This window comes from Micrococcus sp. EYE_212 (assembly GCF_023147585.1).
Lineage (GTDB): Bacteria > Actinomycetota > Actinomycetes > Actinomycetales > Micrococcaceae > Micrococcus.
Genome location: NZ_JAHXOZ010000010.1, coordinates 87,960 through 108,277, shown reverse-complemented (window position 1 = coordinate 108,277; position 20,318 = coordinate 87,960). Strand labels below are relative to the sequence as shown.

The window sequence follows — 20,318 nt, the reverse complement described above, 5'->3', positions numbered from 1 at the left end:
GTCATCGTGATGACTCCATTCGAGGGTGCTGTGAGAGGTTCACTCGAAGGATCACACGGTGGCCGCGTCCACGTCTGAGACGACGTGCCCGACCACCGGGCGCTACACCACTATGCGGGACTCAACTCAGCGGCCGACGGCAGGCCGGAGGAATAGGCGTCGCGATAGGGTGCACCCCGCGCAACAGAACCGTTGCGAAAGGTCTAACACCCCAACGCAACAGAGTGGGCCGCCATGCGCTGCCACGGGCCCGTGAACTTCGGTGTCACAGGTAGCGGCAGACATCCTCGGGGGAGCACGTGGCCGGGTCGCCGGCGGCGGCGTCCTCGCGCAGGTCGGCGATCGTGGTGCGTAGCTGCGCGAGCTCGGCGAGTTGCCGGTCGATCACATCAAGGCGGGTGTCGAGCAGGTCGGTGACGTGCCGGCAGGGGGCCTGCCCCCGGTCGCGGATGTCCAGCACCTGACCGATCTGGGCCAGGGTCAGCCCGGCCGCTTGCCCCCGGCGGATGAAGTCCAGCCGGTCGAGCACCTCGGCGCCGTAGTCCCGGTAGCCCGCCGGGGTGCGGTCCGCGGCGGGTAGCAGCCCGACCTCCTCGTAGTACCGCAGGGTCTTGCTCGTCGTGCCCGACGCCCGAGCCACCTCACCGATCCGCATGCCACTCATTCTCCCCCTTGACCTTCCAGTGCACTGGAAGGTCGATCCTGAGGGCGATGAAGGAGGAGTTCATGACGGCAACGGCTAACAGCAGGTCGTATGACCTGGCAATGATCGGGTCCGGTGGGGCGGCGTTCGCGGCCGCGATCCGCGCCACCAACCTCGGCAGACGGGTGGTGATGATCGAGCGTGGCACCGTCGGCGGTACCTGCGTGAACACCGGGTGCGTGCCCTCCAAGGCCTTGCTCGCGACCGCCGAGGCCCGCCACGTCACACTCGACGCCTCCCGGTTCCCCGGCCTGCCGCTCCCCGAAGTCCGGCCGGTCGACATGCCCGCCTTGATCGCCGGCAAGGATCGGCTCGTCGGGTCACTGCGTGGCGAGAAGTACCTGGACCTGGCCACCGAGTACGGATGGGATCTCCACCCCGGGGACGCCACGTTCGTCGGCACACCCAGCGAGCCGGCACTGCGCGTCACCGGCCCTGACGGCACGGTGGAGACGGTCCGGGCCGCGCACTACCTCATCGCCACCGGCTCCAGGCCCTGGGCGCCGCCGGTCCCCGGCCTGCAGGAGGCCGGTTACCTGACCTCGACCACCGCGATGGAACTGGACCACGTCCCGGAGTCGCTGCTGGTCATCGGCGGCGGCTACGTCGCGATGGAGCAGGCCCAGCTCTTCGCTCGGCTCGGCGTCCGGGTCACCATGCTGGTCCGCTCACGGCTGGCGTCCCAGGAAGAACCCGAGGCGTCCACCGCCCTGGATGAGATCTTCACGGACGAAGGCATCCAGATCATCCGCGGCGCGGTGCCCAGCGCGGTCCGCCGCGACCCGGCCACCGGCGAGGTCACGGTCACTGCCACCACCACTGACGGCTCACAGGAACTCCGGGCGGCCGAGGTACTCGTCGCCACCGGGCGCCGCCCGGTCACCGCCACGCTCGGTCTCGACACCGTCGACGTGCGCACCGGCGACCACGGCGAGGTGGTCGTCGACAGCCATCTGCGCAGCACCAACCCGCGCGTCTGGGCTGCCGGTGACGTCACCGCCCACCGTCAGTTCGTGTACGTCGCCGCGGCCCACGGCGCCCTCGTCGCCGACAACGCCCTCACCGGCGCCGGCCTCGAGGTCGACTACCGCCACCTGCCCCGGGTCGTGTTCACCAGCCCCGCCCTGGCCGCCGTCGGGATGACCGAACGGCAGGCCTCCGCTGCCGGGATCCGCTACGACAGCCGTGTCCTGTCACTCGCGCACGTCCCACGCGCGATCGTCAACCGCGACACCCGCGGGTTCATCAAGATGGTCACCGACGCCGACACCGGCCGCATCATCGGCATTACCGCCCTGGCCCAGGACGCCGGCGACCTCGCCGCCGCCGGGGTCTACATGCTCGAGGCCGGCATGACCACCAGCCAGGTCGCCAACCTCTGGAGCCCCTACCTGACCATGGCCGAAGGCCTCAAGCTCACCGCGCAGGCCTTCACCACCGACATCGCCAAGCTCTCCTGCTGCGCGGCGTGAACCTGCCCCGCACACAGGGACACCGATAGGGGACCGCCTCGCCCCGGGGCGCGAGACAAGAAAATGGGCGCCGATCAGCCCTACTTACTGGCACCCCTGCGTATCGGACCTGCAACCACCGGGGAGTTCAGTCGATGCAAGAACTCCCGTCCCAGGCCTATATCTGGACGTCTTCACGACCTCTACGTGCTCGACCCGACGAGGACAGCACTGGACGACGCGATGACCGCCTTGCGGCGCCGCCATGAGGCCGCGGTCCGTTTGGGCCGCGTCACCGCACCACCATGACCACGATCGTCACCACGTAAGCCGCGGCGACCAGACCGATCCCCAGCAGGGTGAGCACCACCCCGCGCCGGGCCGGCCGCTGGCCCTCGTCCGGCCCGGGGCCCTTGCCGTGCTTCGCGGTCATCGCGCGCTCCTAAGACGTTGCTCAAGCATGTGCGGCTCTCGCGAGCGGGCTTCCGTGCCGAGTGCTACCAGCTCAGGTCGTGACAGCCGTCGCTGCCGGCGCCCTCCACCTGCAAGGTGGCATGGGCGATACCGTAACGGTCGCGCAGCACCCGGCGCGCGCCGGCAAGCACGGCGCCGTGGTCCGCGCCCTGGTCAGCGACCAGGTGGGCCGTGGCCACGTTCATCCCCGACGTCAGGGTCCACAGGTGCAGGTCGTGGACCTCCTCCACCCCCTCGACCGCGTCCAGGTCACCGGCGACGTCCTCCGGGTCCACCCCTTCCGGGGCGTGCTGGCCCAGCACCGCGATCACCTGCCTGCCCAGAACCACCGCCCGGATGATGACGAAGACCGCGATGAGCGCCGCGACCACGACGTCCCAGATCGGCTGGCCGGTGAGGATGATCAGCACGCCGGCGACCATGACACCCACCGACCCGGCGGCGTCGGCGATCACCTCGTAGTAGGCGCCCTTGACGTTCAGGCTGTCCTTGGCCCCGCTGCGCAGCAGCAGCATGGAGATGATGTTGATCACCAGGCCGGCGAAGCCGACCGCGAGCATGGCGCCGGAGGCCACCTCCGGCGCGTCGCCCAGCCGGCTGATGGCCTCGACCACCACGTACACCCCGACCGCTAGCATCGCCAGCACCGCCAACGCCGAGGCGAACACCTCGGCCCGGTAGGAGCCATAGGTGCGTCGCCCCGTGGAGTCCGGCCGGCTCGCGATGCGCGTCGCCAGCAGCGCCGCACCCAGCACCACCACATCGGCAGCCATGTGCCCGGCATCCGACAGCAGCGCCAACGACCCCGACACCAGCCCCGCGACCAGCTCGATCAGGAAGAAGCCCGCCGTCAGGGCGAACGCCCCCGCCAGCCGCCGACGGTAGCGGCCACCGGCATGCCCGGTCGCCGGGGCATGGCTGTGTCCCGCCCCCATCAGCCCTGCCCCTCGTGGCGGGCGTGCTCACGGGAGACGTCCAGCAGCATCCGCACATGCCCGTCAGCGAGGCGGTAGTACACCATCCGCCCCTCCCGGCGGTTCTCGACCACCCCAGCGGTACGCAGCACCCGCAGCACCTGGGACACCGACGCCTCCGCGACATCGACCGACGCCGCCAGGTCACACACGCACAGCTCGCCGGCCTCCAGCAACGCATACAGCACCCGGGCACGGCGCGGGTCCCCCAGGAGCTTGAACAGCCCGGCCAACCTGCCGGCCTCGCGCTCGTCGGGGATCCTCTCCCGGGTCAGCGCCACCTTCTCCGGATGGACGGCGGTGACCTGACACGAATCCAACGGCGTCACACTCATGCCACGACCATACACCTATGCAGATATCAGCAACGGGAGCCACACACGAGAGGTCAGCAGGTTCTGTATGGTCAGCGCATGCTGACTATTGCTTCGCGGCTGGACGTGATGAACCGGCTGGGCCGGGCGATGGCCGACCCGACCCGCTCCCGCATCCTCATGACACTCCTCGAGGGCCCGAGCTACCCGGCGGTACTCGCCCGCGACCTAGGGCATGTCTGACAATCGTTTGGACCATGCGATCACAGCATTCAGCACCACAGCGGACCGGTAGACGATCGCGTACTTGTCATACCGGGTCGCCAGGCCCCGCCACTGCTTCAGGTGCGCGTACTGGCGCTCGATGACATTGCGGCCCTTGTAGGCGGCCGCGTCGAGGCCAATGGGGCGCCCGCCGCGGGCACCGCGCCGTCTGCGGTGGCCCTGCTGGTCGGCCGGTTCGGGGATGACCGCTTTGATCCCACGGGCGCGTAGGTGGGTGCGGATCGCCCGGGAGGAGTACGCCTTATCGCCCAGCACGGCCTCGGGGCGGGTCCGGGGCCGGCCCACTGGCCGGGTCACGCGCAGCTGCTCCAGAAGAGGAAGCAGCATCGGGGAGTCCCCTCACCTGGCCGGGGGTGATCAGGCTGACCAGTGGCAGCCCGGTCCCATCGACGAGCTGATGGATCTTCGTGCTCAGCCCGCCACGGGAGCGCCCGATGCCGTGATCGGCCGGCTCCTCACGCGGATTCTTGTAGTTCGATCCATCCCCCTGTGTGGCGGGTGATGTTCGTCGCGTGCTGGTGGGCGCGGGCGATCGTGGAGTCCACCGAGACCGACCAATCGATCAGGCCTTCGGCGTCAGCGGCGGCGGTCAGCGTGGCCAGCACCGTGTCCCAGGTGCCTTTATCGGCCAAGCGCCGATGCCAGGTCCACACGGTCTGCCAGGGCCCGTAGACCTCGGGCAGATCCCTCCAAGCGATTCCGCACCGGTACCGGTAGATGATCGCCTCCACCATGGCGCGGGCGTCGGCGAACGGCCTGCCGGCGCGGCCGGTCCGGGTCGGGAGCATCGGGGCGATCAACTCCCATTGGGCGTCGGAGAGCATCTGGAACCGGGACATGTCCCCAGGGTCTCAGCTGACTCGTGCATCTATTCTCAGACACGCCCTAACCCTGCACCAGTCCCCGGGCCGAGGCGCAGGTATCGTCCACGGCCTCCAGGGCACAGACCAGCAGCCCGGGGTCGGCTACCTCATCCCCGGCAGGCTCGGCCGGGAGCACGACCTCGGGCACCATGCCGGCCGGACCGATGGCCCCCGGCCCGAGGTGATGAACAGTTGTGGCGGCGGCCGTACCGGTGCCGGCCCAAGCCACGCTGGTGCCCGTACCAGCGTGCATCCCGAGCAGGCCCAGGATCAACACGAGGGTGCCCAGAACGGTTCGAAGGGCGGGCCAGCCGGACAGGGGGCGGCGGGAGGAGGTCACAGCAGCGATTCGGTGGTGTTCCCGCCGTCCGTGGTGGACAGCACGGTCGAGCCGACGACCAGCAGTGCTTCGGTCTGCCCGTCGTCGGTGATGCCCGTTCCCAGGGCGGTGGCCGTGCCGACCGGGCGGTCGCTGGCGGTCCAGGTGTCGCCGGCGTCGGTGCTGGTCAGCAGGTGTCCCTCGGTGCCGGCGCCCACGGCGGTGGTGTCATCGGCCCAGGCGACCAGGTGCATCAGCTGGGGGGTGTCCAGGGTGGTCCAGGTCGCGCCGTGGTCGGTCGAGCGCAACATGCCGGTTTCGGTGGTGGCCAGCACGGTCCCGGTTTGGGGGGAGATCGCCAGCGATGCCGGGGCGACGGGGATCTCAAGGCTCTGCCAGGTGAGGCCGTCGGTGCTGGCGCGCAGTTGCCCATCGAAGCCGAGAACCCCGTTCGGGCCGGCGGCCAGGGCGTGGAAATCGGATGCGCCGCCGCGGGAGAGCACCGTCCAGCTCTGGCCCCGGTCGGTGGACTCGGCCAGGCCCAGCGGCTCGGGCAGGCCGGTGCGCGGCGCGGGGTGACCCGAGGCCAGGTAGCGGCCCTCGGGAGTCAGGGTGAAACCCATGAAGTCCACGACCGGACCGACCTGGGTCAGCTCCCCGTCCTGGAGCCGGAACAGGCCCTGGTGGGTGGCCAGCAGCACCTCACCGGACTCGGGGTCCCGGGTGAGGGCATGGACGTGGGTGATGGCCGTGCCGGTGCCCTGCGTGCCGGTGCCCTGCGTGCCGGTGCCGGCCGCCGGGGATGTCGCGGGGTTCGGCGCGGCGCAGGCGGTGAGGGTGCCAGCGCCGAGCAGGGTCAGCCCGCCGGCGATCAGGGTTCTACGGGTCAGGGGGGTCATGGAGCCTTTCCGCCCCGGGCCAAAAGGCGGGGCTTCTACCATTGTCGGCCGGTGACGCGCCGGGATGGGGCGGTTTGCCTTGAAGATTCGATGAAGATTCCCCGCCCCGGCACCGTTCTGAGCCGCCGGGGCGCGAGACAGAGCGAGACTGGACCCATGAACTCTGGCACTGGCACTGGGACTGGTCCGGCGGCCGGCCGGGTGTTGGTGGTCGATGACGAGAAGCCGCTGGCGCGCATGGTGGCCACCTACCTGGAGCGGGCCGGCTACGAGGTGGCCCTCACCCACACCGGCCCGGCCGCAGTGCAGGCCGCCCGGGTTCACGAGCCCGACGTGATGGTCCTGGACCTGGGCCTGCCCGGGCTCGACGGGATCGAGGTGTGCCGGCGGGTGCGGGCCTTCTCCGAGTGCTATGTGCTGATGCTCACCGCCCGCGGCGATGAGCACCACCGGTTGGAGGGATTGGCGGTGGGGGCCGATGACTACATCACCAAACCCTTCAGCGTCCGGGAGCTGGTCGCCCGGGTGGGGGCGGTCATGCGCCGGCCGCGCACAACGGTGTCAGCCCCCGAACCGGAACGGGTCTGCGGTGACCTGGTCATCGACCTGGCCGCCCACGAGGCCCGCGTGTCGGGCCAGGTGGTGCAACTAACGCGCACGGAGTTCGACCTGCTGGCCGCCTTGTCGGGGCGCCCGCACCAGGCCTTCTCCCGGCGCCAGCTGATCGATATCGTCTGGGACCCGGCCTGGGTGGGCGATGAACGGCTCGTGGACGTGCACATCAAGAACCTGCGCCGCAAGCTCGACGCGGACCCGGCCCGCTATATCGACACCGTCCGCGGGGTCGGCTACCGGATGGCGGAGCAATGACCGGCCGGCGGCGCTACCAAGGATTAGCGGCCCGGTTCTTCCTCGCCCAGCTGCTGGTGGTGGGGGCCAGCGTGCTGGCCGCGGTGGTGGTGGCCTCCCTGGCCGGCCCACCACTGTTCCACGAGCACCTGGAACAGGCCGGGGCCGGACACGATGCAGCCCAGGTGCTGCACGTGGAGCAGGCCTACCGGGACGCCAATTTCTGGACCCTGGGCGTGGCCCTGGCCACGGCCTTGATCTGTTGTCTGGCATTGACCTGGCATGTCGCCCGCCGGATCCAGAGTCCGATCAACGCCCTGGCCCAGGCGGCCAAGGCCATGGCCGGTGGACGGTACGACACCCGCGTGCCGGCCATGGGCGCCGGCACCGAGGTGGAGGAGCTGGCAGGGTCTTTCAACACCATGGCCGCACGGCTTCAGCGCACCGAGGACACCCGTCGACGGATGCTCTCGGACCTGGCCCACGAGCTGCGCACCCCCGTCTCCGTGCTGACCGTCTACCACGAGGCCCTGCAAGACGGGGTGTCCCACTGGGACGAGCCCACCGGTGAGCTGATGGGCGAGCAGCTGGCCCGGTTGACCCGGCTGGTGGAGGACATCAACGACGTCTCCCGCGCCGAGGAGGGCCGGATCGAACTGGACCGCAGCCCCCAAGGGGTCAGCGGGCTGCTGCATGCCGCGACCGAGGCCCACAAGGAGGCCTACGCCACCAAGGGCGTGGCCCTGACCATGGACGCCGATCCGGGCCTGGCCGTGGACGTGGACCGCCAGCGCATGGGCCAGGTCCTGGGCAACCTGCTCACCAACGCCCTGCGCCACACCCCGGCCGGGGGCCGGGTCACCCTCGAGGCCCGACAAAGCCCGTCCGGGGTCACGCTCAGCGTCACCGACACCGGGGAGGGGATCTCTCCCGAGCACCTGCCGCACGTCTTCGAACGCTTCTACCGCGGGGACACCGCCCGCGACCGTGACCACGGCGGCTCCGGGGTCGGCCTGGCCATCTCCCGAGCTCTCATCCAGGCCCACGGCGGCACCCTGAGCGCCACCTCCACCACGGACGGGGCGACGTTCACCATCGACCTGCCCACCAAGCAGCCCCCCGACCAGCCCACCTACCGGCGCACCCGTTTATCCACCGTGAACACCGGCGCTCCACCCCTTGAATGATACCCCCGGGGGGTATATACCAAGAGGAGAGGCGCCGTCCGGCGCCGCCCTCAGACCTGAAGGAGACCGTCATGACCGAATCCGCCCGCACCCCGCTGCCGGGGGCCACCAACGGCTGCTCGTGCTGCGCCCCAGCCGCCGACGCCACCGCCCCCGCCGGGCGCCAGAGTGCCGACCCAACCGGGACGAGCGCCGGCGACGCGACCTACCAGGTGGAGGGCATGACCTGCGGACACTGCGTGGGCTCCGTCACCGAGGCCGTGAGCGCCCTGGACGGGGTGGACGATGTCCGGGTCGAACTGGTCGCCGGCGGGGCCTCCCCCGTCACCGTGACCGGGCCCGCCTCCGCGGACTCCGTGCGGACGGCCATCGAAGCGGCCGGCTACCGCGTCCGGATCTAACCGACCCATCCCCTCGAGGTCGGCGCCCCACCGCCGAGCCGGTCGCCGAACAGACCGCCGAGCAGAAGGAACACCATGAGCACCCCGCACCACCACGATCACCCCACCGACCAGACCGCCGAACACCCAGACCCGAACCCCCACGCCGGCCACGCCAACCACACCGACCATGCCGCCCACCACCCCGCGGACGCGGCCACCCACGGGCAGGCCATGCCCCAGGGCCACGCCCACTCGGCCCTGGACGAGGAGCACCAGGTCCATGACCACGGCAAGCACGCCGGGCATTCCACCGCGATGTTCAAGAACCGGTTCTGGGTCTCGCTGGTGCTGTCACTCCCGGTGGTGTTCTTCAGCCACATGGTCGGACAACTGCTGGGCTACCACGTCCCTGAGTTCCCCGGTTCGGCGTGGATCGCCCCGGTGCTGGGCACCGTGATCTACCTCTACGGCGGCGCCCCCTTCCTCAAGGGCGGACTCACCGAGGTGCGCTCCCGCCAGCCGGGGATGATGCTGCTGATCGCGATGGCCATCACCGTGGCCTTCGTCGCCTCCTGGATCACCTCCCTGGGCATCGGGGACCTGATGCTGGACTTCTGGTGGGAACTGGCCCTGCTGGTGACCATCATGCTGCTCGGGCACTGGATGGAGATGCGCGCCCTCGGCGCGGCATCCTCCGCCCTGGACGCCCTGGCCGCGCTGCTGCCGGAGAAGGCCGAGAAGATCGTGGACGGAGACACCGTGACCGTGCCCGTCGGCGAGCTGGCGGTCGGGGACACCGTGTTGGTGCGCTCCGGGGCCCGCGTGCCGGCCGACGGGACCATCCTGGAAGGCGCCGCGGAGTTCGACGAGTCGATGATCACCGGCGAATCCCGGGCCGTGGCTCGCACCGTCGGGGAGCGGGTGGTGGCCGGGACCGTGGCCACCGACAACACCGTGCGGGTGCGCATCGAGGCCGTCGGCGCCGACACCGCTCTGGCCGGGATCCAGCGGATGGTCGCCGACGCCCAGGAGTCCTCCTCCCGGGCCCAGGCGTTGGCGGACCGGGCCGCCGCGTTGCTGTTCTGGTTCGCCCTGGGGGCGGCGATCATCACCGCGATCGTGTGGACCGTGATCGGTCAGCCCACCGATGCGGTCACCCGCACCGTGACCGTGCTGGTGATCGCCTGCCCGCACGCCCTGGGCCTGGCCATCCCGCTGGTGATCGCGATCTCCACCGAACGCGCCGCCAAGGCCGGGCTGCTGATCAAGGACCGGATGGCCCTGGAGAAGATGCGGACCATCGACGTGGTGCTCTTTGACAAGACCGGCACCCTGACCGAGGGCGCCCACGCCGTCACCGGTGTCGCCGCGGCGCCCGGCATTTCCGAGGCCGAGCTGTTGGCCTACGCCGCCGCGGCCGAGGCCGACAGCGAGCACCCGGTGGCCCGGGCCATCGTCACCGCCGCCACCAGTCATGCCGAGGCCGCCCGGTTGGGCCTGCGCGGCACCGGATTCCAGGCCGCCACCGGCCGCGGGGTCACGGCCACCGTGGCCGGGGCCGAGGTCCTCGTCGGCGGGCCGAACATGCTGCGCGAGCTCACCCTGGACACCCCCGAGGCACTGGCCGCCGATGTCCGGGCCTGGACGGATCGGGGGGCCGGGGTGCTGCATGTGGTCCGCGACGGGTCCGTTATCGGCGCGGTCGCCGTGGAGGACAAGATCCGCCCCGAGTCCCGGGCCGCCGTGGCCGCCCTGCACGCCCGGGGGGTCAAGGTCGCGATGATCACCGGCGACGCCCGCCAGGTCGCCGAGGCCGTAGCGCGGGATCTGGGCATCGACGAGGTCTTCGCCGAGGTCCTTCCCCAGGACAAGGACACCAAGGTCACCGAACTGCAGGCCCGGGGCCTGTCCGTGGCCATGGTCGGGGACGGCGTGAACGACGCCCCGGCCCTGGCCCGGGCCGAGGTCGGCATCGCCATCGGCGCCGGCACCGACGTGGCCATGGAATCGGCCGGCGTGGTGCTGGCCGGCAATGACCCCCGTGCCGTGCTATCCATGATCCACCTGTCCAAGGCCAGTTACACCAAGATGATCCAGAACCTGGTCTGGGCCACCGGATACAACGTGCTCGCCGTCCCGCTGGCCGCCGGCGTGCTGGCCCCGATCGGCTTCGTGCTCTCCCCCGCGGTGGGCGCGATCCTGATGTCCGTCTCCACCATCGTGGTGGCCCTCAACGCCCAGCTGCTGCGCCGCACCGACCTGGACCCGGAGCACCTGGCTCCTCTCGAGCACCCCCGGTCGCAGGCTGCCCTTCAGCCGGCTGCGGTTTCCTGATCTCGCCCCTTGGCGTGAACCCTGATGTGAACCCTCAACCCACCATGAAAGGACCCACCATGAAACGCACCATGACGCTGACCGCCCTGACCCTGGCCTCCGCCCTGACCTTGACCGCCTGCGGCACCGGGGCCCAGGACGAGAACGCCGGCGCTGAGGCCTCGGCCACCGCGACCGGCTCCGCCCCCGCCGCCACCCCTGCGGCCACGGACACCGCGACACCGTCCGCCACGGAATCGGCTACTAGCTCGGCCACCGGTTCGGCCGAGGAGGTCTCCGCTGAGCACAATGACGCGGACGTGATGTTCGCTCAGATGATGATCCCGCATCACCAGCAGGCGGTGGAGATGAGCGAGATGCTGCTGGCCAAGGATGAGATCCCGGCCGAGGTGGCCGAGTTCGCCCAGAAGGTCATCGACGCCCAGGGCCCGGAGATCGAGCGCATGAACGCCATGCTCACCGCCTGGGGTGAAGACCCCGTGGACATGGGAGACATGGGCGGTATGGAGGGCATGGACCACGGCGGGATGTCCGGGATGATGTCCGAGGAGGACATGGCCGCCCTGGAGCAGGCCCAGGGCACCGAGGCCGCCCGGTTGTACCTGGAGCAGATGACCGCCCACCACCAGGGCGCCATCGAGATGGCCCAGGACGAGGTCGAGGGCGGGCAGACCCCGCAGGCCGTGGCCCTGGCCGAAAAGGTCGTCGCGGACCAGCAGGCCGAGATCACCGAGATGGAACAGATGCTTCAGGAGCTGCCCGCGACCTGACCGGCATCGCCGCACCACAATCCCAAGGAGGGCCCGTTCGGTGGACGGGCCGTCCTTGGAGGTGTGGTGCCGTCAGCGGATGATGGGCCGCCCTGGGTGAGGCCGGCCCCTGCTTCGACGGCAGGAGGGCCATCCCTTAGGGCGGGTCTGCCGTGAGTTTGGTTGACACGAGTTATCAGGCGGCGGCAGCCGCCTGGACTGATTGAACCATCTCGAACTCGACGGGGGTGAGTCTCCCGAGACGGGCCTGCCTACGACGGCGGTGATAGGTCCGCTCGATCCAGCTCACGATCGAGAGCCGGAGCTGGGCAAAGGACTGCCAGCGACGCCGGTCCAGCACGTTCTTCTGCAACAGCGCGAAGAAGGATTCCATCGCCGCGTTGTCCCCAGCAGCACCGACCCGGCCCATCGACCCGACCAAGCCGTTGACCCGCAGCGTCTCCACGAATCGCCTGGATCGAAATTGCGACCCACGATCCGAATGCACACGGCAACCCTGCACCTCGGCCTTGCCTCCACGCCGGGCCAGAGCCATCTGCAGGGCATCCACAGCCCGCTGCGAGCTCATCCGCCGATTGATCGAGTAGCCCACGATCCGGTTCGAGAACACGTCCTTGACCGCGCAGAGGTAGAGCTTGCAAGTCCCCGGACCAATGCTCTGAGATGTCCGTGAGCCGCAACTGGTTCGGCTTCTCAGCGCGGAACTGACGACGAACCAGATCATCATCAACGGCAGGGCCAGGACGCTTGCCCGAGCCGCGGCGGATCCAGTGGCCGCAGCGGACACGCACGAGCCGGCAGGCCTTCAACGTCTGGTGGTCTGACACGTCTAGGCCACGGTCGCGGAGCTTCTCAGCCAGGAACCGGTATCCGAACTCCGGGTCATCAGCATGGGCGTCGAGGACGGCATTGGCGGCATGCGCGTCGGACCGTTCCCGCGCGCTGACAGGTTCGGCCAGCCACTGGTAGTAGGCCTGACGGGTGAACCCGAGGACCCGGCAGGAGAGTTTCACGGGGATCCCGTCGCGGGCCAGGTCCTTCACGACGGGATAGGTCATTTCGGGGACTGGCCCAATTTCAGGTTCGCCTGCGACAGATACGCGGCGGCGCGGCGTAAGACCTCGTTCTCCATCTCCAATTCACGGTTGCCGCGCTTGAGCGCCTTCAGCTCCTCGTTCTCAGCTTTGGTGACGCCGGGCCGGATCCCGGCCTCGACATCGTCTTGGGCCAGCCAGCGACGCAGGCAGGACTCGGTGATGCCGAAGTCCTTCGCGACCTTCGCGATCGGCATCTGGCCCTTGCGGGCGATGCTGACGACGTCGTCGCGGAACTCTTGGGGGTAGGGGGCGGGCATGGTGCACATCCTTCCCGGCGGTGTGGGAACACTACAGATCGTATGTCACCTACACGCGCATCAGTCCCCGGACATTTATCGCCGCGAGTCAAAGGTGAGCACATCCAGCGCGAGCCGAGCGCGACAGACAAGACCGTTTCGGGCCGAGGCGACGCTGTGGTTCCAGCACGACGGGGCCACGGGGGCGGAGGTGGCCCTCGACGAGTCGTGGGGGTCGGGGGAGGATGGTCCGATGGAAGCGAGCACACAGGCACGGCTGGCCGGTCCGCGGGGGCGGCGTCTCTGCCTCGAAGCGGCGAGGGCGCTCAGCCCGCGGGTCGCGGACCTGGTGTTCTGGCTCGGGCATGAGCTGGCCCCGGATCGGGGCGGCGCCCGTCTCGTGTGGGCTGTCCACGAGGGCAGCTGCGTCCCGGTCTCGCCTCCGACGGTATCCCCGGACGAGGTGGCAGGGGCCCTGACCGGTCTCGACCTCTCGGGCTTCTCGGACGACGTGGTCCAGTCGGCTCTGGTCAGCGCCGTGGAATCAGCCAGGTACTGGCAGGAGCCCGACGGGGAGGACGTGCTGGCTGGGCAGTCGGTCATCCGCGCCGCCCTGGCACCCGTGGCCGCCGCCGTCGTGGCCTCACCCGCGTCCCGGCCCTGGGGACGTCCACGCCAGCCGGTGCAGTGGGTCGCCGACTGGCGGGATTTCGAGGATCCGACCCGGCTGACCCGTCACCCGGGTCGCGTCCTGTCGGAATGGGCCCAGGAGGAGCGGTTGCAGGAGGCTCGCGCCACCGTCGAACGCCCGGCCGACCCCACGGCGAACTGGTCCGGGAGCTGGTGGTCGATCCCTCAGGGAGTCACTGCCGGCTTCGGGCAGATCCCCGCGGGGTTGGACCTCGTCGAGGACGCTCTCGGCGCGGAGGCCGCCACGGTGATCCCGGTGCAGGGGGCGGGGAGGACGTATGAGATCCACGCCCCCGGTGACTGGGTGCGGCTGTGCCGGGAGTTCCCTCTGGAGGTGAGTGCCTCACGCCGGCACGACTGGTACCGGGTGACGGGCCGGTCCGGCCGTTGGGTCATACCGGACTGGGAGCAGGTCGCCTCGGAGTGGGACGCGGTGCATCTGACCACCATGGGCTATCTCAGCTCAGCCACCCGGGCGCTGTCCGTAGACGCTGATGCGGCCACGGTCCTCGCCGGGTGGGGCCCGGACACCACCGTATGGCTCACCGACACGGTGCGCGAGTCGGACGAGCCCAGGCAAAGCTGGCACCGTGGGCCCGGCGGCGGATGGATCCGCTGCGCGACTGCCGCTGATATCGGCTCCGCGGGGCCGGCACGGGCGGGTGACCGTACTCAGAAGGGGGAGAGGTGAGCACCCGCAGGCCGTCCTCTTCCGGCCCGATGCCCTCTAGGGAGGCGGTGTGCAGGCTTGTCGTCGAGCTGGAGCGGCGGCACTTCAGCCGAAACCGCTGTGCGTGGCTCCTGGATGCTGACGTGATCGCGGGGGTCCTCACGGTGGTGCCCTGGCAGGGGTGGCCGCCACCGGCGGACCCGGGACGGGTGATCGGGCAGCGGCCGGACCTGAGCCGACTGCTTACGAGATGCCCGGGCGATCTTGAGGCGGTGCTCATGGACGTGTTGCGAGGCCAGGTCCATGAGTCGAGCGCGCCGGGCAGGACGGCGTCCGGCGCAGAGCCGGCGTGGCTGCTGGAGCGATAACCGGGAGCCACCTGGTACGGGTGAACGCTCGGCGCCGCACGCAGGGCGCCAGGGGTCGGCGGCGAGGGCGCTCGGGATGCCCACGCGCTCCGTCTCGATGCCCAGCGTCATGGCGCGAAGCGGCTCGGCCAGAAATGACCGACTTCCCCCTACCGAACGGGTCGGAATCCGAGCCGCCGATAGATCCCCATGGCCGCTTCGGAGGTGCCTTCGCCGAAGCGCAGGCTGAGGGCGGGGTCGCCGGCGGCGGAGCAGGCGTCGACGGCGTGCTGTACCAGGGCGCGCCCGACCCCCTTCCCGCGCGCGGCGGGATCGGTGAAGAGGTCGATGATGAACGGCCCCGCGAGGTCCGCGTCCCAGATCGAGTGCGTGACGACCATGACCGCCCCGGCCCGGCGGCCCTCCACCCACGCTGAGGCGCTCGCGTCGGCGCGCAGCTCCCCGTAGTCGCCGCGTAAGGTCGCGTCCATCTCCTCGCGCGCCTCGGCCAGGTCGGAGGCGGCGACGCCCGGTGGGTAGCTGGCGAAGTAGCACCGGGCCAGCTCGTCAGCCGTTTCGACCTCCAGGCCTCGCAGCTCGAGGCCGCCGGGCACGTGCTCGCCAGGCCGCGCCGGCGACAGGTGGAGGGTTAGCAGGTCGGTGGGCACGGGGTTCCTCTCCTCATGGCCGGGGCGGCCCCGTCCGCGACGGCGACGGGTCCCTCCCAGCGCTGCTCGCCGTCGACGAGGTGTCCGGTGGGGCGCAGGCCGAGCCGCCGTGCCACGGCGGCCGAGGCAGCGTGGTCGGGGTGGATGTCGGCCACGACCTCGGGGACCCCGCGCCGGGCGAGCTCGTCGAGCAGCAGGCGCGCCGCGGCGGTCGCATGGCCCCGGCCCTGCCAGGGGACGCCGATCACCCACGCGATCTCGGCGGGCCCGCCCGAGACGGGCACGGTGGCCTGCACGTAGCCGACGGCTTCCCCGGTGTCGTCGAGTACCACCAGGTGGTTGAGCCACGTCTCGCTGCGGTCGTCGGAGTGGCCGCGGGCATGGACGGCGTACTGGCGGGAGAGGCCCTCCCGGGCGGGAGGCTCGCCGCCCGTGAACGTGTACAGGGCCGGATCCGAGAGGACGACGACCATCTCGTCGGCGTCGTCCGGGCGGAGGGGGCGCAGGTGGATCGGGGGAGTCATGGGCCCCACGGGATCGGGTCGGCGTGCGGATGTCAACACCGCCCCGGCGGGTCGGCGGGCGCGCCGGCGTCGTCACCGGCACCATGGGCCCCATGGCAACGGTGATCGAGGGAGGCGACCGGCCCTGGCTGTGCGTGCTCGCCGGACGCGCCGGGACGGGCAAGACCACGCTGGCCCAGGCGCTCGCGCGGGCGACGGGCGCCTGCTGTCTGCGGGTGGACGCCGTCGAGACCGCACTGGGGCGGGTCCAGGACCACGTGGGCGCTGCGGGCTACGCCGTCGTGCACGAGCTCGCGGTCTCCAACCTGCTGCTGGGCCACGACGTCGTCGTCGACGCCGTCCATCCCGTCCCCGCCTCCCGGGCCGGCTGGGCGGGGACCGCGCCGCGGGCGGGCGCGCGGCTGGTGGTCCTGGAGACGGTCCTGCCTGACGAACGGGAGCATCGCCGCCGGGTCGAGACGCGCGCGGCCGACATCCCCGGACACCGGGTCCCGACCTGGGATGACGTCCAGGCGGACGGCTGGGTGGCGTGGGACGTCGACCGCGACGGTCCCCGGACCGTGATCGACACGACCACCCGCGCGGCCGCGCTGCGCGACGCGCTGGCGGCCCTGCCCCGCCGGTAACGCGCGCCCTCGCCGTCGGCGGCCCGGGCGGCGTCCTGAGGGGGACCGCGCACCCGTGCCGCGTCGGGCCCACGGCCTAGACTCGAGGCCATGTCATTCCCCCACCAGCGCCCCCGCCGTCTGCGCCAGTCCGCCGCCATGCGCCGCCTGGTCGCCGAAACCCGCCTCCACCCGGCCGAGCTGATCCTGCCGGCCTTCATCAAGGAGGGCGTGGCCGAGCCGCAGCCCATCGCGTCCATGCCGGGCGTGGTGCAGCACACCACCGACTCGCTCAAGGCGGCCGCGGCCGAGGCCGCCGAGCTGGGCCTGGGCGGCATCATGCTGTTCGGCGTCCCGGCCACGCGCGACACGTGCGGCACCGCCTCCCTCGACCCCGAGGGCGTGCTGAACAAGGCCATCCGGGACGTCAAGGCGGAGGTGGGCGACGCGCTCGTCGTGATGTCCGACCTGTGCCTGGACGAGTTCACCGACCACGGCCACTGCGGCGTGCTCCGCGAGGACGGCGCCGTGGACAACGACGCCACCCTGGAGATCTACGCGCAGATGGGCGTGGCCCAGGCCGAGGCCGGCGCGGACGTGCTCGGCCCCTCCGGCATGATGGACGGCCAGGTCCGCGTGATCCGCGAGGCCCTCGACGACGCCGGCCGCACCGACACCGCGATCCTCGCCTACGCCGCGAAGTACTCCTCCGCGTTCTACGGCCCGTTCCGCGACGCCGTCGACTCCGCCCTGCAGGGCGACCGCAAGACGTACCAGATGGACGCCGCGAACCGCACCGAGGCCATGCTGGAGGTGGCGCTCGACCTCGAGGAGGGCGCGGACATGGTCATGGTGAAGCCCGCCATGAGCTACCTGGACATCGTGCGCGATGTCGCCGAGATGGCCGACGTGCCGGTCTCCGCGTACCAGATCTCCGGCGAGTACGCGATGATCGAGGCCGCCGCCGCGAACGGCTGGATCGACCGCCGCGCCGCGATCACCGAGTCCGTGCTCTCCATCCGGCGCGCCGGCGCCGACACCGTGCTGACCTACTGGGCGGCCGAGCTCGGCCGCTGGATGAAGGAGGGCTCCCTGTGAGCACCCGCACCCCCCGCACCACCAACGCCGCCGCGTTCGCCGCGGCCCAGACCGTCATCCCCGGCGGCGTCGACTCGCCGGTGCGCGCGTTCGGCTCCGTCGGCGGCACGCCCCGCTTCATGGAGCGCGCGCAGGGGCCGTACCTCTACGACGTCGAGGGCCGCGAGTACGTGGACCTCGTCTGCTCGTGGGGTCCCATGCTGCTCGGCCACGGCCACCCGGCCGTGCTGGAGGCCGTGCACGCCGCCGTGGACCGCGGCCTCAGCTTCGGCACCTCCACCGAGTCGGAGACCGCGCTCGCCGAGCTGATCGCCTCGAAGGTCCCCGTGGAGCGCGTGCGCTTCGTGTCCACCGGCACGGAGGCCACCATGACCGCCCTGCGCCTGGCGCGGGGCGTGACCGGCCGCAACCTCATCGTGAAGTTCGCCGGCTGCTATCACGGCCACTCCGACGGCCTGCTGGCCGCCGCCGGCTCCGGCGTCGCGACGGCGGCCCTGCCCGGGTCCGCGGGCGTCACCGAGGCCGCGGCCTCCGAGACGCTCGTGGTCACCTACAACTCCCGCGAGGACCTGGAGAAGGCGTTCGCCGAGCGCGGGTCCGAGATCGCCGCCGTGATCACCGAGGCCGTGCCGTGCAACATGGGCGTGGTGGAGCCGCAGGACGGCTTCAACGCGTTCCTGCGGGAGATCACGCAGCGTCACGGTGCGCTGCTGATCTGGGACGAGGTCCTCACCGGCTTCCGCGCCACGAGCCGCGGCGCGTGGGGCCTCAGCGGGGAGCCCGAGGGCTGGACCCCGGACATCTGGTGCTTCGGCAAGGTGATCGGCGGCGGCATGCCCGTCGCCGCGCTCGCCGGCTCGGCCGCGATCATGGACCACCTGGCCCCGCTCGGCCCGGTGTACCAGGCGGGCACGCTCTCCGGGAACCCGGTGGCGATGGCCGCCGGGTACGCGACGCTGAGCAGCGCCGACGACGCCGTGTACGCCGCCGTGCAGCGCGCCTCCGACGCGGTCCGCGAGGGCCTCGTGGCGGCGCTCGACGCGGAGGGCGTGGACCACTCGATCCAGCGCGCCGGGACGCTCTTCTCCGTGGCGTTCGGGACGTCGAAAGGCGGCGTGAATGACTACGCCGACGCGCAGGGCCAGGAGGTGTTCCGCTACGCCCCGTTCTTCCAGTCGATGCTGGAGTCGGGCGTGTACCTGCCGCCGTCGGTCTTCGAGGCCTGGTTCGTCTCGGCGGCGCACGACGACGCCGCGATCGGCATGGTCCTCGAGGCCCTTCCCGGCGCGGTGAGGGCGGCCGCGGCCGCGACGCCGCAGGGCTGAAAGCGGTCCGAGCTCCGAGGGTCAGGCGCCGGGCTCGACCGGCCACTCCCGCGAGACCGTGGCCGCCGGATCCTTCCGGCGCAGGTACTCCTCGAAGCTGGCGGCCTGCTCGGCCTTCCACTGGGCCTGCCTCGCGTGCAGCTCCGACAGCTCGATCTGGACTGCGGGGTACTTGCGGGCCAGGTGGTCCGCGACCTGGACGGCGGCGAGCGCGTCCGCGGCCGAGGTGTGCGCGTCCTCCAGCTGCACGCCGTAGTGCTCCGAGACGGCGGTGAGAGTGCGCTTGCCCTTGCGGTAGCGGTCCAGCTGCTTGTCCAGCACGTAGGGGTCGATCACGGGTGCGGCGTCGAGCGGGGTCAGGCCGTGCCGCCGCGCCTCACGGTCCATGACCGTGAAGTCGTACACCCCGTTGAACGCGATCACCGGGATGCCGGCAGCGAAGAGGTCCCGCAGCGTCTCCGTGATCTCGATGACCCCCTGCGCCGCGGGCATGCCCTCGGCGCGGGCCCGCTCCGTGGTGACACCGTGCACCTGCGCCGCCTCGTCCGGGATCGGGACGCCCGGGTCCAGGAGCCACTCGGCGGCGGACACGGCCGCGCCCGAGGCGTCCACCATCACGATGGTGGCCGTCACGATCAACGCCTGCTGGGGGTCTCTGCCCGTGGTCTCGAGGTCGAACCCGGCTCGGATCTGCTCATGCCAATTCACGTCCGCCACGCTACCGCCGGAGCCGGACGCGCGAAGCACCCTCAGGCGGGCGGGCAGGATGGGCTCGTGTCCTCCGCCGCCGTCCCGCGCCCCGCTCCGCCGCGCCGCGCTCCTCCCCTCCCTGCCGCGCCACCCGAGGGTCCGCTGACGGTGGCGGAGGCGCTCGCCGCCGTCGCGTGCCTCGTGCCCCCGGGGCGTGCCGTGTCCTATGGGGCGCTCGCGCGGATCCTGGGCCGCGGCGGCGCGCGACTGGCCGGACGCGCGATGGCCGAGGCGGATCCGGGTACCCCGTGGTGGCGCGTCGTGCGGGCCGACGGGTCCCTGCCCGGGGACCTCGCCGCCCGCGCCGCGCCCGAGCGCGATCGCGAGGGCACGCCGCTGCGCCCGGCCGCCGGCGGGCTGCCGCGTGTGGACCTGGCCCGTGCCGCCTGGGATCCCCACGACGACGGCGACGGCCCCGCGCTCGCGGCGATCGCCGACCTCGCGGCGCGCGTGGACCACGGCCGCGGGAGCATCAGCCCGGCAAGCGGGCGCACCCCTTAACC

At 71.4% G+C, this 20,318-nt stretch carries 19 protein-coding genes and 3 pseudogenes; 12 read left to right on the top strand and 10 right to left on the bottom strand.

From position 1 onward, the window contains the following. Positions 1–265: 265 nt before the first annotated feature. The gene (locus KZX60_RS08145) at positions 266–655 is read right to left on the bottom strand and encodes a heavy metal-responsive transcriptional regulator (protein WP_036382791.1); all 390 of its coding nucleotides are present in this window, start codon (positions 653–655) and stop codon (positions 266–268) included. Between the two features lie 56 nt (positions 656–711). Between KZX60_RS08145 and merA the strand changes: the two genes are divergently transcribed. Further along, positions 712–2,175: a mercury(II) reductase gene (merA, locus tag KZX60_RS08140; RefSeq protein ID WP_052520066.1), complete on the top strand. Its 1,464-nt coding sequence runs from the start codon at positions 712–714 to the stop codon at positions 2,173–2,175. A 271-nt stretch (positions 2,176–2,446) separates the two neighbouring features. Here the strand turns inward: merA and KZX60_RS08135 are convergent, their stop codons facing one another. From KZX60_RS08135 to KZX60_RS08125, 3 genes are all read right to left on the bottom strand, one after another. Continuing rightward, complete coding sequence (locus KZX60_RS08135) at positions 2,447–2,587, bottom strand: hypothetical protein (protein ID WP_002854087.1); 141 nt, start codon at positions 2,585–2,587, stop codon at positions 2,447–2,449. Between the two features lie 64 nt (positions 2,588–2,651). Beyond that, complete coding sequence (locus tag KZX60_RS08130; protein ID WP_002854089.1) at positions 2,652–3,563, bottom strand: cation diffusion facilitator family transporter; 912 nt, start codon at positions 3,561–3,563, stop codon at positions 2,652–2,654. Next, entirely contained in the window at positions 3,563–3,937 is a 375-nt protein-coding gene (locus KZX60_RS08125; protein WP_036334148.1) for a metalloregulator ArsR/SmtB family transcription factor, read from the bottom strand. The genes KZX60_RS08130 and KZX60_RS08125 overlap by 1 nt, the downstream gene beginning before the upstream one ends. Positions 3,938–4,015: 78 nt before the next feature. On the opposite strand from KZX60_RS08125, the pseudogene KZX60_RS08120 reads away from it, so the two are divergent. After that, positions 4,016–4,150 (top strand): annotated as a pseudogene (locus KZX60_RS08120) (ArsR family transcriptional regulator); the annotation flags it as partial. Here the strand turns inward: KZX60_RS08120 and KZX60_RS08115 are convergent. Together KZX60_RS08115 and KZX60_RS08110 are read right to left on the bottom strand one after the other, a co-directional pair. Continuing rightward, positions 4,145–5,040: pseudogene (locus tag KZX60_RS08115) on the bottom strand (IS5 family transposase). The pseudogenes KZX60_RS08120 and KZX60_RS08115 overlap by 6 nt on opposite strands. A gap of 360 nt (positions 5,041–5,400) precedes the next feature. Continuing rightward, positions 5,401–6,282, bottom strand: coding sequence for a F510_1955 family glycosylhydrolase (locus tag KZX60_RS08110; protein WP_248117265.1), 882 nt, complete (start codon positions 6,280–6,282; stop codon positions 5,401–5,403). A gap of 156 nt (positions 6,283–6,438) precedes the next feature. On the opposite strand from KZX60_RS08110, the gene KZX60_RS08105 reads away from it, so the two are divergent. The 5 genes from KZX60_RS08105 to KZX60_RS08085 all read left to right on the top strand — a co-directional run bounded on the left by KZX60_RS08105 (position 6,439) and on the right by KZX60_RS08085 (position 11,805). Then, positions 6,439–7,152, top strand: a complete 714-nt coding sequence (locus tag KZX60_RS08105; RefSeq protein WP_248117262.1) for a response regulator transcription factor — start codon at positions 6,439–6,441, stop codon at positions 7,150–7,152. Beyond that, positions 7,149–8,318, top strand: coding sequence for a HAMP domain-containing sensor histidine kinase (locus KZX60_RS08100; protein WP_248117261.1), 1,170 nt, complete (start codon positions 7,149–7,151; stop codon positions 8,316–8,318). The genes KZX60_RS08105 and KZX60_RS08100 overlap by 4 nt, the downstream gene beginning before the upstream one ends. 71 nt (positions 8,319–8,389) lie before the next feature. Further along, complete coding sequence (locus tag KZX60_RS08095) at positions 8,390–8,719, top strand: heavy-metal-associated domain-containing protein (RefSeq protein ID WP_012801982.1); 330 nt, start codon at positions 8,390–8,392, stop codon at positions 8,717–8,719. Positions 8,720–9,016: 297 nt separating this feature from the next. Then, a complete protein-coding gene (locus tag KZX60_RS08090; RefSeq protein WP_248117271.1) occupies positions 9,017–11,035 on the top strand; it encodes a copper-translocating P-type ATPase in 2,019 nt (672 codons plus the stop codon). A 59-nt stretch (positions 11,036–11,094) separates the two neighbouring features. Further along, positions 11,095–11,805 (top strand): DUF305 domain-containing protein, encoded by a 711-nt coding sequence (locus KZX60_RS08085; RefSeq protein WP_041290833.1) that lies wholly within the window; start codon positions 11,095–11,097, stop codon positions 11,803–11,805. A 175-nt stretch (positions 11,806–11,980) separates the two neighbouring features. Here the strand turns inward: KZX60_RS08085 and KZX60_RS08080 are convergent. Then, positions 11,981–13,159: pseudogene (locus tag KZX60_RS08080) on the bottom strand (IS3 family transposase). A gap of 232 nt (positions 13,160–13,391) precedes the next feature. On the opposite strand from KZX60_RS08080, the gene KZX60_RS08075 reads away from it, so the two are divergent. Further along, on the top strand, positions 13,392–14,519 hold the full coding sequence (locus tag KZX60_RS08075; RefSeq protein ID WP_248117259.1) for a hypothetical protein: 1,128 nt from the start codon (positions 13,392–13,394) through the stop codon (positions 14,517–14,519). 496 nt (positions 14,520–15,015) lie between these two features. Here KZX60_RS08075 and KZX60_RS12090 read toward each other — a convergent pair whose 3' ends face one another. Beyond that, positions 15,016–15,513, bottom strand: a complete 498-nt coding sequence (locus KZX60_RS12090) for a GNAT family N-acetyltransferase (RefSeq protein WP_248117251.1) — start codon at positions 15,511–15,513, stop codon at positions 15,016–15,018. Then, entirely contained in the window at positions 15,495–16,037 is a 543-nt protein-coding gene (locus KZX60_RS08065; RefSeq protein ID WP_248117249.1) for a GNAT family N-acetyltransferase, read from the bottom strand. The genes KZX60_RS12090 and KZX60_RS08065 overlap by 19 nt, the downstream gene beginning before the upstream one ends. Before the next feature lie 92 nt (positions 16,038–16,129). Between KZX60_RS08065 and KZX60_RS08060 the strand changes: the two genes are divergently transcribed. The 3 genes from KZX60_RS08060 (at position 16,130) to hemL (ending at position 19,065) form a co-directional block, all read left to right on the top strand. Next, on the top strand, positions 16,130–16,663 hold the full coding sequence (locus tag KZX60_RS08060) for an ATP-binding protein (protein WP_248117247.1): 534 nt from the start codon (positions 16,130–16,132) through the stop codon (positions 16,661–16,663). A 90-nt stretch (positions 16,664–16,753) separates the two neighbouring features. Next, positions 16,754–17,740 (top strand): porphobilinogen synthase, encoded by a 987-nt coding sequence (gene hemB, locus KZX60_RS08055; RefSeq protein WP_248117245.1) that lies wholly within the window; start codon positions 16,754–16,756, stop codon positions 17,738–17,740. Then, on the top strand, positions 17,737–19,065 hold the full coding sequence (gene hemL / locus KZX60_RS08050; protein WP_248117243.1) for a glutamate-1-semialdehyde 2,1-aminomutase: 1,329 nt from the start codon (positions 17,737–17,739) through the stop codon (positions 19,063–19,065). Before hemB ends, hemL begins: the two co-directional genes overlap by 4 nt. Before the next feature lie 21 nt (positions 19,066–19,086). Here hemL and KZX60_RS08045 read toward each other — a convergent pair whose 3' ends face one another. Next, complete coding sequence (locus KZX60_RS08045; protein WP_248117241.1) at positions 19,087–19,773, bottom strand: 3'-5' exonuclease; 687 nt, start codon at positions 19,771–19,773, stop codon at positions 19,087–19,089. 66 nt (positions 19,774–19,839) lie between these two features. Between KZX60_RS08045 and KZX60_RS08040 the strand changes: the two genes are divergently transcribed. After that, positions 19,840–20,316 carry an MGMT family protein gene (locus KZX60_RS08040; RefSeq protein ID WP_248117239.1) on the top strand — a complete coding sequence of 159 codons (477 nt, stop codon included), beginning with the start codon at positions 19,840–19,842 and terminating at the stop codon, positions 20,314–20,316. Positions 20,317–20,318: the final 2 nt, after the last annotated feature.

Excerpts from the sequence above, each read along its gene's own strand:
- KZX60_RS08135 (WP_002854087.1), bottom strand. The coding sequence starts at position 2,587 with ATGACCGCGAAGCACGGCAAGGGCCCCGGGCCGGACGAGGGCCAGCGG.
- KZX60_RS08095 (WP_012801982.1), top strand. The coding sequence starts at position 8,390 with ATGACCGAATCCGCCCGCACCCCGCTGCCGGGGGCCACCAACGGCTGC.
- KZX60_RS08110 (WP_248117265.1), bottom strand. The coding sequence starts at position 6,282 with ATGACCCCCCTGACCCGTAGAACCCTGATCGCCGGCGGGCTGACCCTG.
- KZX60_RS08060 (WP_248117247.1), top strand. The coding sequence starts at position 16,130 with ATGGCAACGGTGATCGAGGGAGGCGACCGGCCCTGGCTGTGCGTGCTC.
- merA (WP_052520066.1), top strand. The coding sequence starts at position 712 with ATGAAGGAGGAGTTCATGACGGCAACGGCTAACAGCAGGTCGTATGAC.
- KZX60_RS08100 (WP_248117261.1), top strand. The coding sequence starts at position 7,149 with ATGACCGGCCGGCGGCGCTACCAAGGATTAGCGGCCCGGTTCTTCCTC.
- KZX60_RS08090 (WP_248117271.1), top strand. The coding sequence starts at position 9,017 with ATGTTCAAGAACCGGTTCTGGGTCTCGCTGGTGCTGTCACTCCCGGTG.
- KZX60_RS08125 (WP_036334148.1), bottom strand. The coding sequence starts at position 3,937 with ATGAGTGTGACGCCGTTGGATTCGTGTCAGGTCACCGCCGTCCATCCG.
- KZX60_RS08145 (WP_036382791.1), bottom strand. The coding sequence starts at position 655 with ATGCGGATCGGTGAGGTGGCTCGGGCGTCGGGCACGACGAGCAAGACC.
- KZX60_RS08085 (WP_041290833.1), top strand. The coding sequence starts at position 11,095 with ATGAAACGCACCATGACGCTGACCGCCCTGACCCTGGCCTCCGCCCTG.
- hemB (WP_248117245.1), top strand. The coding sequence starts at position 16,754 with ATGTCATTCCCCCACCAGCGCCCCCGCCGTCTGCGCCAGTCCGCCGCC.
- KZX60_RS08130 (WP_002854089.1), bottom strand. The coding sequence starts at position 3,563 with ATGGGGGCGGGACACAGCCATGCCCCGGCGACCGGGCATGCCGGTGGC.
- KZX60_RS08075 (WP_248117259.1), top strand. The coding sequence starts at position 13,392 with ATGGAAGCGAGCACACAGGCACGGCTGGCCGGTCCGCGGGGGCGGCGT.
- KZX60_RS08065 (WP_248117249.1), bottom strand. The coding sequence starts at position 16,037 with ATGACTCCCCCGATCCACCTGCGCCCCCTCCGCCCGGACGACGCCGAC.
- KZX60_RS08105 (WP_248117262.1), top strand. The coding sequence starts at position 6,439 with ATGAACTCTGGCACTGGCACTGGGACTGGTCCGGCGGCCGGCCGGGTG.